Annotated in this window: 13 protein-coding genes and 1 pseudogene; 10 read left to right on the plus strand and 4 right to left on the minus strand. The window is 38.6% G+C overall.

The window, feature by feature from the left end:
• Positions 1–53 precede the first annotated feature (53 nt).
• Positions 54–866, plus strand: a complete 813-nt coding sequence (locus C5469_RS13575) for an energy transducer TonB (RefSeq protein WP_166307563.1) — start codon at positions 54–56, stop codon at positions 864–866.
• Positions 867–946: 80 nt separating this feature from the next.
• Here C5469_RS13575 and C5469_RS13580 read toward each other — a convergent pair whose 3' ends face one another.
• A complete protein-coding gene (locus tag C5469_RS13580; protein WP_166307565.1) occupies positions 947–1,408 on the minus strand; it encodes an acetyltransferase in 462 nt (153 codons plus the stop codon).
• A gap of 432 nt (positions 1,409–1,840) precedes the next feature.
• On the opposite strand from C5469_RS13580, the gene C5469_RS13585 reads away from it, so the two are divergent.
• Complete coding sequence (locus C5469_RS13585) at positions 1,841–3,790, plus strand: autotransporter outer membrane beta-barrel domain-containing protein (RefSeq protein ID WP_166307567.1); 1,950 nt, start codon at positions 1,841–1,843, stop codon at positions 3,788–3,790.
• Positions 3,791–3,943: 153 nt separating this feature from the next.
• On the opposite strand, the gene C5469_RS13590 is transcribed toward C5469_RS13585, so the two are convergent.
• Both C5469_RS13590 and C5469_RS13595 read right to left on the minus strand, forming a co-directional pair.
• Entirely contained in the window at positions 3,944–4,399 is a 456-nt protein-coding gene (locus C5469_RS13590; protein ID WP_166307569.1) for a GNAT family N-acetyltransferase, read from the minus strand.
• Between the two features lie 303 nt (positions 4,400–4,702).
• Entirely contained in the window at positions 4,703–4,978 is a 276-nt protein-coding gene (locus C5469_RS13595; protein WP_054475139.1) for a FaeA/PapI family transcriptional regulator, read from the minus strand.
• A gap of 763 nt (positions 4,979–5,741) precedes the next feature.
• Between C5469_RS13595 and C5469_RS13600 the strand changes: the two genes are divergently transcribed.
• The 8 genes and pseudogenes from C5469_RS13600 to C5469_RS13635 all read left to right on the plus strand — a co-directional run.
• On the plus strand, positions 5,742–6,128 hold the full coding sequence (locus C5469_RS13600) for a fimbrial protein (protein WP_166307571.1): 387 nt from the start codon (positions 5,742–5,744) through the stop codon (positions 6,126–6,128).
• A gap of 618 nt (positions 6,129–6,746) precedes the next feature.
• Positions 6,747–7,238, plus strand: a complete 492-nt coding sequence (locus tag C5469_RS13605; RefSeq protein ID WP_242689468.1) for a bactofilin family protein — start codon at positions 6,747–6,749, stop codon at positions 7,236–7,238.
• A 172-nt stretch (positions 7,239–7,410) separates the two neighbouring features.
• Entirely contained in the window at positions 7,411–7,914 is a 504-nt protein-coding gene (locus C5469_RS13610; protein WP_207629030.1) for a GNAT family N-acetyltransferase, read from the plus strand.
• 81 nt (positions 7,915–7,995) lie between these two features.
• The gene (locus C5469_RS13615) at positions 7,996–8,478 is read left to right on the plus strand and encodes a YhfG family protein (RefSeq protein ID WP_166307575.1); all 483 of its coding nucleotides are present in this window, start codon (positions 7,996–7,998) and stop codon (positions 8,476–8,478) included.
• 7 nt (positions 8,479–8,485) lie between these two features.
• Entirely contained in the window at positions 8,486–9,070 is a 585-nt protein-coding gene (locus tag C5469_RS13620; protein ID WP_166307577.1) for a putative adenosine monophosphate-protein transferase Fic, read from the plus strand.
• A 932-nt stretch (positions 9,071–10,002) separates the two neighbouring features.
• The gene (locus tag C5469_RS13625; protein WP_166307579.1) at positions 10,003–10,938 is read left to right on the plus strand and encodes an aminoimidazole riboside kinase; all 936 of its coding nucleotides are present in this window, start codon (positions 10,003–10,005) and stop codon (positions 10,936–10,938) included.
• 202 nt (positions 10,939–11,140) lie between these two features.
• Positions 11,141–12,562: a carbohydrate porin gene (locus tag C5469_RS13630; RefSeq protein ID WP_166307582.1), complete on the plus strand. Its 1,422-nt coding sequence runs from the start codon at positions 11,141–11,143 to the stop codon at positions 12,560–12,562.
• Between the two features lie 68 nt (positions 12,563–12,630).
• A pseudogene (locus C5469_RS13635) lies at positions 12,631–12,912 on the plus strand (glucose PTS transporter subunit EIIB); the annotation flags it as partial.
• Between the two features lie 91 nt (positions 12,913–13,003).
• Here C5469_RS13635 and C5469_RS24060 read toward each other — a convergent pair.
• Positions 13,004–13,138: a hypothetical protein gene (locus C5469_RS24060; RefSeq protein WP_278249763.1), complete on the minus strand. Its 135-nt coding sequence runs from the start codon at positions 13,136–13,138 to the stop codon at positions 13,004–13,006.
• Between the last annotated feature and the right edge of the window lie 417 nt (positions 13,139–13,555).

A 13,555-nucleotide genomic window follows, 5' to 3' on the forward strand; every position in this document is an offset into this window, starting at 1 on the left:
GTTAAGGGAACCGGCAATCTCTACAGATAACGAACGGAAAGATGGCTTAAATTATGGTGAAAAATCGTCTATATATTGGCTTGGCTGTTTCTTTGCTGTTACATGTAGGAATCGCTGTGTTTATGGCATGGCATTTATTACAGGATGACAGTGCGAATAATCAATCAGTGAATTCGCCAATAATCAGTATGTCAATAGAAATGGTGGCTCCAGCGGCACCTGCTGAGCAAAAGCAATCTATAGAGCCGGAACCGATTCCTCCGCCACGATCACCAGAAATTGTGGTAGCGGAATCACCGTTTGAGGCAAAAATTGCGCTTAATAAACCAGTGGATCGGCCACGGAAGAGGCAACCGCTGGAAGAACATACAGATACCAAACCACGGAACAAACCTCAACCACAGAAAAAACCGGTAGAAGATCGTCAGCCCAAATTAGCGGAACGTGAAAGTAAATCAGCAACTGAGCAAAACCGAACAGTGCAAACAGCGGATCATTCTCAGGCAGCAGGAAAAGATGTTGCGGATTCACAAGCTGGGGCGCGTCAGGCAACGACCAGCCAACCGATGATCGGCTTGGGTTCTGATGACTTACAAGGCTATCAGTCAGCCCTACGTCGTGAAATTGAAAAACATAAACGTTATCCGCGTCGGGCGAAGAAGATGAAGCAACAGGGTACGGTACAGGTAAGATTTAGCTTGTTGGACAGCGGTGATCTGACCAATCCTCAGTTAGTGCAGAGTTCGGGAGCTGACGAATTGGATCGGGCTGCCCTTGCGGCTATCCAACAAGCTCGGTCAGTGGGGATGAAACCGGCCAATTTACCAAGAGAGCTCACCTTAGCAATCGAATTTAATTTGAAGTGAAAAAGTTATGAACAGCGAAGGTATTAAAAAGCTGCCTTCGCTGTGTTGACAACAATAGCGTGATGTTGAACTGGAGTCAGTTATGTCGCTTCGGAATTTCGCTGTTCAATCCGCATATGTAATAACGGAAATGGATTACCTTGGCCGTCAATTTCTGAGCGGTTGAAAATTTTAAATCCTTGGTGCTGATAGAAATCAACGCTTTGAGTATTTTGTTCATTGACATCAAGTTCATTGATACCTAATTCAGCGATAGCAAAATTCAGAAGTGCTTTGCCGATGCCTTTACCACGGGAATCAGGGGAGATAAACAGCATTTCAACCCGATGCTGATCAACACTGATAAAACCTTCAATTTCGTGTTTGTCATTTATTGCTTTATAAACAGTAAGCGCTGGCAAATAGGTATGCAGAATTAATGGGCGTAGTGCATTAATATGTTCGTCAGACAAAAAATCGTGTGTTGCCCGCACAGAGGCTTCCCAGATTTCGATTAGGTTATTGAAATCTGTCTTCATTGCCTGCTGAATTTTTATATTCATTTTTCTTAATCTTTTATTTTTCTAAATCGATGATGGATTGATGCTATCACGTTTATTGTGATGAATCGCTTCAGATATTACCCAGACTTAGCTGTTATCCTCATTAAGAACTCAAATTGTTAAAATTGTTGCTATTTTGTGATCTATTTCATGAAGTGGGAGAGAGAGATGAGTCTATTTGGTCTAATATTATCTTTTATAGCTAGTTGAATTTTAACCGAATTGGCTATTTGAACTATTAAGCAACACTAAACCTTAAGATGTAAAAAAACAATACAGGATATTCTCTCTTACTAACTATAATGAGGTATTGGTTAGCTAGGAGAAGGAACGCGTTATATTTCACCAACGCAGGCTCTGTTTGGATTGATCATTTCAACTGAACGGCTAGTTCAATGATAAATATAAAATTATTTCTTGAGGATCATATTAATGAAACGGTCATTTATATTTGCACCAGGCATATTAGCACTTTCGATAAGTGCAATTTCGAACGCACACGCTTATGACAATCTATATGTTTTTGGCGATAGCCTAAGTGATAGTGGAAATGAGGGGCGATATACAGTAAATGGTAAGACCAGTGATCTATATCACGATATTATTGCTCAACATTTAGGAACTAAACTGACCCACTCTAACAGCGGAGGAACTAATTATGCTGCTGGTGGTGCGACTGCTGTTGCCAGTTTAAATAGTGAAGATAACACTGAGGATCAGATAACTCGTTATCTGGCGAGCCATGGTGGTCGTGCAGATTCTAATGGCATATATGTTCACTGGATTGGTGGTAATGATGTTAAGGATGCATTGAAAGATCTGGGTAAAGCACAAGATACGATTGATAAGAGTGCGAAAGCCGCTGCATCCCAGGTATATACGCTTCTTGATGCGGGGGCCGGGTTGGTGATCGTGCCTACGGTTCCTGATGTTGGTATCACTCCGAAGCTTATGGAAACCATTATCTCTAAAGGACTCGAATCTGGAGGAGCTACCCCAAAACAAGTTGAGGAAGCGCTGAATAAAGTTCATGTGGCAGTTAATCAGTATCCAACACTTGATGAAGGCACCCGTCTTAAAGTTATCCAAGGTGCTTTCAAAAATATCAGCGCTAAAATTTCGGAAGGTGATGCTAAAAAAGCGGAGGTGATAACTCAGCAATTAATTGATAATTATGAAAAGCATAGCCGTGGTGCGTCAGATCTGGTTGATAGTTATAATCGATTAGAAGATAGAGTATTGAGTCAGAGGGATGGCAATATCGTTCGTGCTGATGTTAATGCGCTTTTGCATGAAGTCATAGCAGATCCTCTACGTTATGGCTTTCTCAATACCATAGGTTACGCTTGTCCTCAGGGTGTTAATGCCAAAGATTGTGATGCTAATAAGCCCGGTTTTGATAAGAATATGTCTTTTTTATTTGCTGACGATTTTCATCCAACTCCTGCTGCACAGCGTATGGTCGGTCAGTACATTATTTCAATCCTTAATGCTCCACAGCAGGCTATGTTACTGACGAAAGCCAACAATGTGCCGGTGAAGGGGGCACTTGCCTCTCTTGACGGTCGTTTGCAACAGCTACGTAGCGTGGGTAATGAGCAAGGTAAAATAGGTGTATTTGGTGGTTATAGTGGTAATCATAATCATACTTTAACATTAGGTAGTGACTATCAGCTCACGGATAATATTTTGTTAGGTGGGATGATCTCGCGTTATCAAGATAATCGCTCAGTGAATAATTTCCGCTATGATGGCCGTGGTTATGTATTCACCGGCTACGGTTTATGGCGTTACTATGATAAAGGTTGGATTAGTGGTGATCTTCACTATTTGGACATGAAATATGAAGACATTACTCGAGGTATCGTGCTCAATGAGTGGCTGCGTAATGAGCATGCTTCGACTACCGGTCATCAGTGGGGAGGACGCATTACCGCGGGTTGGGATATTCCTCTGACATCTACGGTTATGACTAGCCCGATCATCCAATACGCGTGGGATAAGAGTTATGTTAAAGGTTATCGTGAATCGGGTAATAACAGTACGGCTATGCATTTTACCGATCAGCGTTACGACTCTCAGGTTGGAACATTGGGCTGGCGCCTGGACACGAATTTTAGTCGTTTTAACCCCTATGCCGAAGTTCGGTTTAACCATCAGTTTGGTGAGAAACGTTATCAAATTCGCAGTGCTATCAACTCAACTGAGACATTTTCCGTTAGAAAAAGCCCAAAACAGGATACCGATTGGCGTGAATATATCATTGGTATGAATGCTGTTATTAATAAGGATTGGGGAGCTTTTGCATCAATATCACGTAATGATGGTGATGTACAGAATCATACCTACACTTTTAGCTTGGGTGTTAATGCCAGTTTCTAATCCAACTATATTGATTAATAAAAGGTTCCAGTATGGTAAAACAGTAGCCGTGTACTTGTTATAAATAGTGTGGCTATCGTAGTAATAATGCCCGATGAAATAATCGGGCATTTATCGGTTGTTTTTTATTATCAGTAAATTAATATTAAAAACTTATATCTTCGGTGGTTTGTAAATATCTGGCCGAACAATTTGCCAGACAAAATTTTCTTCATTTACCGGCGAATAACCTATTTTTTCATACAGCCACGAAGCCATAGAAGTGACAAGCATAATATGGCGAAGCTGTGCTATTTGGGGATGTTCCAGGCAACATTCCATTAGCCAGCGTCCTAATCCTACTCCTCTATGGCTCTCCAAAACAAAAACATCATTGATATATCCAAAGGTTATGAAGTCAGTCACGATACGAGCGAATCCTATTTGCTGAGTATTTTTATACAGACCGAAGTTCAAACTATTTTCTATCGACAACTTGACTGTATCTTTGTCAATTCCTTCCGCCCAAATGGATTTTGTTAAAAACTGTTGTATAATCGTAATGTCTAACTGATTTTTATCAGTAGTAATGATATATCCATCCTTTTCCCAATAATGTAATTTCTCCATGTTAACTTCCTCTGATATGAAATAATATTAATAGGTTATTACATTTCTGTACTGGAAATTTTTACCAAGATTTTTATAATTAAAAGAATAAAGTCGCTAATACAATCATAGCAGAAATGATAGGACAGATTATCTGAATAAAAATACATTTACCATCGTCAGAATTTTGGCGTTGGCATGCAGTTATATTATCTATTTGAATAAATAACACCTTAGGGCCGTATGTTGTCTCTTCAAATTTTTGACTATTTGGACAGGCCCTATTGTGCAGAGTAAACACCCATTTTTTCAGATTTGTAGTCGTTAGATGGGTTTAATTTTATCTTCCGATATATACCATCGAAGAGAATTCTTAACGGGAGATGGAGTAACCATAACTAATCCTTTGTTAGCCAGCTTCAATAATAGATAACGAGCTTTGTAGATAGTGAAATTGCACTGTTCTGCTACATCACGAGTGCTAGGCCATGATTCTGGTGGGGGAGCCACTTGCATCTTCCGGACAGTACATAATTTGGATATGACATTAAGTACTTGATCTATCTGGGAAGGTTGAGTCGAATCTTTCCGATTTTCCATATTAACTCCAGGCTTTATTGAGTCTAGTCAGATATCTTGAGTTACTTGGGGTAATCCAATGGTTAATTTCAACACACGAGGGCAGTCTGGATGTCCGTTCATAACGAATTACCGGATATATCCTGTTTTGCCATGGTTGGTTTTTATGCGATGTCAATTTATTATATCGAAAAATTAAAATTTTAGATCTTTTAATTTGAAAAATAAACCACATAAAGAATTTTATTCTTATATAGATATAATTTGCGATACTATAGATCGCAAATTATAGTATTGAAATGTTATCTAAGTATTTTGTTGTGAAATTATTTGAATTTGTATTTTTTGTTTTTATTAATTCAATTATTCTGTAATACTTAAAAAGTCGATAGGGTAATTGTTCATATGTAAATATTTCTGGATGATCAATGTGTTATATTAATTTTTTGGCGTCTTATAGGGCTAAGGTAGAATTTCTAATGAAATAATTTTCATTTCTCTGTATTCAATAATATTTCTTGTATATGAAGTCATTTATCTGTGTTTTTTGACAGCTGTATTTATGCCAATGAGTTTTGTACTCTAACTATTTTTCAATAAATTTAACTTATAAGAAATTATAAAGTTATTTACTGTCTATATCAAATAGGCGTTGTTATTGAAGACAGTTTGAACATTGCTAAGGTTCACTCTTTGCTACAAAAAATGGAAAATAAAATAGCTTAATGGAGTGAGCTGTTATTTAAAACGTATTTTCATTCTTAGCTTATATTAACGATTAGAAATGGAACTGAATAAAATTATTATAGTGGCTATATTAACATTTGGCGTTGTTTCTGTTGTAAATAAGGCTGATCAAGATCATTACATTGTTACTTTCAACGACGCTATTATCACTGTGCCGTATTCCATCGCTCCAAACACTTTCGATCATACTGTGAGTTCTGGTGTAACGTTGAAAGGTGAGAGGGCTTCAGCTCCAGAACATGTTGAAATCCGCTGGAAAAATTGCAGTTTGAAACCGGTAGTTCAGCGGTTATTGTCTCGCGTGATTTTAAAAGTATTGTTGGCTTTACCCTGGGATATTAATAAGCCTGATAAACCTCCAAAATCATGCCAGTGGGGGGAACTTAGCATGTTCATATTAATAGTAATTTTCACTTTTCAATAGTTGTTTCTTGATTGAATTCCTTAATTATAAAACTGGAGAGCTTGGTAATTTTCAAAAGGATTTTGGGGTTTAAATTATCATTTCTATCGAGTATTCCATTCTTCATTTCCTGTCTATAATTATTGTCATGCCAGCCTGATCTGATTGATAAATATTTTCATTATCGTTTAATATGTAAATAAAATTAAACATTAATAACGTGACTTTATTATTATGTTATGTTATCAAATTCATGGTTAATATTTGCATTTTAATACTAAATTTTCCTTATTGATTGTTATCTAAAAGCCTAATGGAAGAATGGATAATGGTTTTAACCGTCTAATAACACAGTAAATACTGGCTTTCCCTTAGCATTGATTGCTATTTATTCTGTTAAGATAATGATTTGGTTTGTATTTTCTAATGAAAAAAGTATGAAAAATAATAAGAATGCGAAAGAACATGGCAAAACATCGTTTTTCAGACAACATTTTTCTGAGCTGTATATGGATCATGTGGAGCATTGCTCTGGGATTCTATCTGGCTGGTAATCTTCTTAGCTGTGCCGTGACAGCGATTCTATCTTTTCTGGCTTTAATATTTTGCTTTATTCACATGAGGTCGAGATTAAAAACTATGTTTGGAAAAAAAACAGAGACAGTAGCTGCTGAACCTGTGTCTCAAGCTGTTGATGATAAAAAGAACACTAATGCAGAAGCCCGCCGTTGTACAATTGTCGCTAAAAGCTCGGTATTTAAGGGCGATATTGATGTGGAAGGTGATATACAGATCTGGGGTAAAGTGATTGGGAATATCCGAGTGAAAGAGGGGGCGATTCGAATTATGCATGCCGGGCGGGTTGAAGGTGAACTCAGCGCCCCAGAGATTATCATTGATGGTGATGTTGAAGGGACTTGTTGTGCAGCAACGCTGGATATTCTTGAACATGGTGAACTACGTGGTATCAGCCGTTGTGGCAGTATGTCTATTAAGCGTGGTGGTTTGTTTTTGGGGCAATCAGAACAGATTGAAAATAAAGCGAAATCCGCATCTGAGCGTGTTGTACCAATTAAAGATACCAATAATGACAAATCCAAAGATAAGGCTACAGTAAAAACGAGTGTTTGATAGCCGGGCCCGTGTGATGTGATTATGATGGTTTTTGGCACGGGCCACTCTCTTCTGATAAATTATTAGTCTTTTGAATTACTTTGTCCTATTCTATTTTTCTTTATGAGCATATTCTTTAGCTGATATTGAGGGAAATATAATTGTGATATTGGAAACAAATAGATTAATAATGCGGAAATGGAAAGAGGAGGATAGAGCACCGTTCTTCCATTTGAATAGTAACGCGGAGGTTATGGAATACTTTCCTGCCACTTTAACGGCTGAACAAAGTAATGCAATGGTGGATAAAATTATCCAGAAATTTGAGCAGCAGGGTGATTGGGGATTATGGGCTGTGGAGCTGAAAGAAACTGGGGATTTTATTGGTTTTGTCGGTTTGAATATTCCTATAGCGGAATTACCTTTTTCACCTTGTGTCGAAATTAGCTGGCGTCTTGATAAGCCATTTTGGGGTAAAGGTTACGCTAGTGAAGCTGCTCGTAAGGCATTAGATTTTGCTTTCACTAGATTAAAACTTGAGGAAGTGGTTGCATTTACTACAGTTTCTAATTTGCGATCTCAAAAAGTCATGGAGAAGTTTGGAATGGTGAAAGATGAAAATACTTTCTTACACCCTTTATTACCGAATGGACATCCGCTTCATGAGCATGTGCTCTATAGAATCCGCCAGTAATAACTTTATTCTTCTTTCTGGTTTTTGTTACTTTGGTGTTTTATACTGTTGCTGCATATATATACGTATTTAGGAATGCAAATGAAATATGAATTAGCTGTTATGGCGGCTCTGACTAAATTAAATCATCCTAACACTCGTTCAATTATGGATGCGACAGGGATATCTGAGCGTAAAGTACAACAGGTATTGCAAACACTGCAACAAGACTTAGAGGTAAAGATTAACCGTGTTAGAAATGGTAAGGCTAGTTATTTCAAAGTTATTTCTTGGGGAATATTTGAAAGTGGTCAGGCAATTAACTGTAAATTGAGTGACTTAGATCTCGCTAAGTTTAAGTATTCCCGTCAGCAAGAAAGAGATATTAGAAGCCAAAAAAATAAAAAAACAATAATGAAAACTTATAATGAAAAGAAACATTATTTTGATCGAATAAAATTGAAAAACTACAGACATAGTATGCGTCTTGAAGGAATGAATATTATTATGAATAGCTTGCCTGAGACTAAAGAAGAACAAGAAAATCTGAGAAATAATTTAATTAGAAAATACAGTGAACAGTGAGGAGATTATGGTAGATAAATATGGTGCAGGACAAGATCCCTACACATACTTAGGCACAGATATTCTCGTCAATAAATTAGGTATTCGTGATTCAGTCATTCTGGAACAGGCAGAGAGAGAATTCACTGAGCTTGCTATATTAAATATTTCATTTCGGGAACCACCTTACGATTTGGATTTTTGGTGTCAACTTCATAAACAAATATTTGCGGATTTATATGATTGGGCTGGTCAGTTGAGAACAATTGATATATCAAAAGGTAATACCCGTTTCTGTAATGCTGAACGTATTGAAATAGAAGGAAATAGAATATTTAATATGTTAGCGAGTGAAAATTATCTCGTAGGATTAAACTATCAGGAATTCATCAGAAAACTTGCTGGGTATTATGCAGAATTAAATGTGATTCATCCTTTCAGAGAAGGAAATGGGCGAACACAACGTTTGTTATTTGAATATATTGTTATAAACTGTGGATATAATATTTCTTTTGAATCTGTGGATGTTGAACAATGGGTTTGGGCTAATATTTCCGCCTATCAATGTAACTATCAGCCATTAATAAAAATCTTTGGAAACTGTGTCTCTTAAATAATGTAATGTGGAGGTAATATAAATAGTTATTTTATGATGTTAATTTATCTGACATTTCTGTTACTTTAATGATTATTTATAGAAAAAATAGTTTTTCAGCTGAGATAACTCATTGTGGTTTATTTGTTTTTGCTGTGATCTGTGATTAATATAACTTAATCCTGTGGGTTCTTCGATTAAGTGGCTCACTTAATTCTGATTGGATTTATTTAAAATGATCGACTGTTTCTATAAGGTTTTATATTGTTTCTGGTTAGTGTAATATATCTTACAGTAAAGTGACAAGAGCAAAACTATTCTTGTCACTTTTTTTATTTAATATGTTGTTGTTAATTGATTTAAAGGCAAATTGTTGCAAGGAAAGGGCTAATAAGAATTACCGGCGCGCACATTTTAGCGCATTTACCCAGATTTCTCTCACCTTGAAAACAAATATTTGCAGACGCGAAGTTAGGTGCGAAGGCAGTGATGCTCAATACTAAAAGACAAGTTGATAACTTCTTCATGGTTAGTACCTCATTAGGAAATAATTTACTAGAGTTACTAATTATTGTTCAGGAATTAATGTTGTGCTTACTTTTCGGTATGATTTTTATTGTCTTGCTGAAAATCTATTGAAGTTACGTTGGTAGATTTGTGACAAAGGGTAGGGAAGTAATTGTTATCAGTTAATAATAAGGAATCACTGAACCCCGTCATCAGCTGTATTAGTCACAACTTGAGTTGATACTGGGCCTTGAAAGGTTTATTTAAAAGAGACTAATTGTATAAAAACAATAATCATACTTTGCGCTTTGCGATTGTAAAAGTTGTGTTTTTTTGATCTCTTTCACTCTATTAATACAGCTTGACATGATTTTATTGAGTTGCTAAATCGGTTCTTTTATTTTAACTCGTAATTTGGTCTTGATGAGAAACCGGGATTAAACATGGTTAATCGCGTATGGGTATTGGGTGACGCTGTTGTTGACTTAGTTCCTGAAACTTCAAATAGCTATCTGAAGTGTCCCGGGGGTGCACCAGCCAATGTAGCAGTGGGTGTCGCACGACTGGGAGGAAATAGTGGTTTTATTGGTCGCGTAGGTAAAGACAGCTTTGGCACATTCCTGCAACAGGTGCTGCACGCTGAAGGTGTAGATATCCGTCACATGATACAGGACGATAAATATCATACTTCTACTGTGGTAGTGGATCTGGATCAGCAGGGCGAGCGTTCGTTTACTTTTATGGTCACTCCCAGTGCCGATCTATTTCTACAGCCCTCTGATGTACCGGAGTTTAGCGCTGGGGAATGGTTACATTCCTGTTCAATTGCCTTGTCGCAGGAGCCGAGTCGTAGTACCACATTGAAGGCAATGGGAGATATTAAGACAGCTGGCGGTTGGGTGAGTTTTGATCCCAATATCCGAGAGGAGGTATGGAAGCACCCAGAAGAATTGCGACCGTGTTTGGAAGAGGCGCTGATGTTGGCGGACGTAGTAAAAATCTCACATGATGAACTCAATTTTATCAGCAACATTGATCAACTGGAAAACGCGATTGACTGGGTGATGGATCGTTTTCCATTATGCTTACTTTTGGTTACGCTTGGTAGTGAAGGTGTCTACGTGCACGATGGCAAACAACTCCGTCATTTTGGCGCTACACCGGTTATCCCTGTTGATACGACCGGCGCTGGTGATGCATTTGTTGCCGGTCTGTTGGCAGCACTGGCAAAATTAGGGCGTATCCCGCAGAATGACGAATGGACGGTAGTCATCACTCAGGCCCAGGCTTGCGGTGCATTGGCGACTACTGCTAAAGGTGCGATGACTGCGCTGCCATACATTGATGAATTGAGCGCTTTCTTACAGATGCATACTTGAACATATTGAACACATAATGACGGGTATCTGATTTACCGTTTCTTCACCTTTCTGCCGAATTTGAGGAATCGATCACAATAGTTTGAGCTGGTTAACAAACTTAATTGCTATCTGCCAATTAACTCAACTATCTTTTTGCACTGAAAAATCGGTTTTGCAATTTGGTAGAACAGAATACTAATATCTTGATGGGGCGAGTGCTATGAAAAATCTTTACTATCTAATTGTCGCTCCAGGATTAATATTTTCAGCTTCTGCCCTTGCTTCCCCCATCAACAGCATTGAAGCGCGTCTTGAAGCATTAGAGCAGCGATTGCAACAGGCAGAACAACGTGCCGCTCAAGCAGAAGCCCGTGCCATAGCTGCCGAGCAACGAACGCAACGTTTGGAACAACACTCCGTCGAAAACCAACAGCAGACTGTGCAAGTGGCACAGCACAATGCTTTGCTGGAAAATAATTCTCAGAAAAATAATGCCGTACTAACCAGTAATTTAAAGCTGAATGACTTTGGTAATCTGAAATTGTACGGTGATGTAGAGTTTAATCTTGATGGTACCAGTCGAAGTGGTCAGCTTACTTCACTGAAAACGAGCGATAATAAAGACTGGAAACTGGGTGACAAAGAGCGCTGGAATATCAATGGCCGTATTTTGATTGGATTAGATGGCTATCGTAGTAATCAGAATGGCAACTTCGCTGGCTTCAGTGTGCAGCCGCTGGCAGATATGACTGGAAAAATGAATCTCGATGATGCTGCTTTCTTCTTCGGCAACGAGAAAAACTGGCAGACCAAAATCGGGCGTTTTGAAGCTTACGATATGTTTCCCCTTAATCAAGACACTTTTATTCAGTATTCTGGTAATACTGCCAATGACTTGTATGCTGATGGTTTCGGCTATATCTACATGATGAAAGAAGGACGTGGCCGCAGTAACAGTGGTGGTAGCCTGATGCTGAGCAAATACGCCGGTAACTGGTATTTCGAACTCAATACATTACTTAAAGACGGCACTTCGCTATTTCAGGATAACATCTATCATGGTAACACACTGGATAATAATAAAAATGTTGCCTATTTGCGTCCAGTGATAGCTTGGAAAAAAGACCAATTTAGTGCAGCAGTGGCTATGGAAAGCAATGGGGTCAACAACGCCTATGGCTACCAAAATGCCCAAGGGCAATGGATCGATCAATCCAGACGCAATGGTTACGGTATGACACTGAGTTGGAACAATCTGGTGACTGATCCAGAGAACGGTATTGTCGCCAACCTGAATACCGCTTATTTGGATGCTTCAGGCGAGCAGAATTTCACGGCTGGGATCAATGTGATGTGGCGTCGCTTTGAACTGGGCTATATCTATGCTCACAACAATATCAAAGAGTTCAACACTGATGGTATGACTGCACATATTGATCAGCCATTCAATGAGCCAGGCGAATATGACATTAGTACCATCCATACGTCATATCAGATTCCTAACCTCATGAATATGAAGAACTTCAATCTCTATCTTGGCGCTTATGTCTCCATGTTGGAAACCGATGCTAACAACAAAATTGCCAACAGTCATAACGATCAGCGCTACGGAGCACGTGCTAGATTTAAATACCTCTTTTGATGTAAATTAACCGATTTCTGCCATAGCTTATTACCCATAGAGATATTTTGGTCCATAAGGGGCATTACATGGATATAACTACAACTGTTAACGCACTGGTGCCACTGTTTGGCGGTAAAGAAAACACCATTTACGCTGCCTATTGTGCTACCCGTCTGCGTTTGGTGTTATTGGACGATAGCAAAGTGGACAAGACCGCCATCGGTAAGTTCGAAGGGGTAAAAGGTTGCTTCAACAACGCCGGGCAGATCTAGGTGACCTTCGGTACTGGGCTGGTCAGCAAGGTATATCCAGAATTTATCAAGGTGGCGAATGTCAGCGAATCCAGCCAGTCGGAAACCGCTAACATTTTAAAAATGAGAGATAAAGTAGTGTTTAATCTTGAGTAGATCGGGTATGTGGTAAGAAACAGCATGCAGATTATTGTTGATGAGCTTAATACTACAGTTGTAATTGTTCCGTAAGATAATCCTTTCCTCGGCGACGATAGTGACATTGTTGTGCACGATATTGATGTTGCCGCTGCCAGTATGACCAATGTAAGATCTGCTCTATTGTTCCCTCCGTCTTTTTCATCAGCTTTGACAACAACTTACGCAGTTCCGATACTTTCAGGAAGAAGAGAGTGTCATCATGACACAATATGGATTACGACTATAGTACTAGGAAGCTGAAGTTGGATGGGATCATGATTATGACAGCATACTGTCGTACAGGCAGCTTAGAATTGGACGTTTTCTTGAGGATACAAGGGAAGATAACAGAACTGATCCTCCCACTAAATGGTTTATATCTGAAACTGATTATGGTGTTAAGTTAAAGATAGTCTTTATCTATTACCCTGAAAAAGGGGGTTGCTATAAGGACAGCTTATGCACCTAATGAAGATGAATTGAGAATTTACAAAAAATACGGTCTAGGAACAGAGAAATGAGCAAGCAAACTGATAAGCGAGCAAATTAAGAGGTGCGAAACATCGTTCATTGATAGCCC

The organism is Photorhabdus cinerea (assembly GCF_011189575.1).
GTDB lineage: Bacteria > Pseudomonadota > Gammaproteobacteria > Enterobacterales > Enterobacteriaceae > Photorhabdus > Photorhabdus cinerea.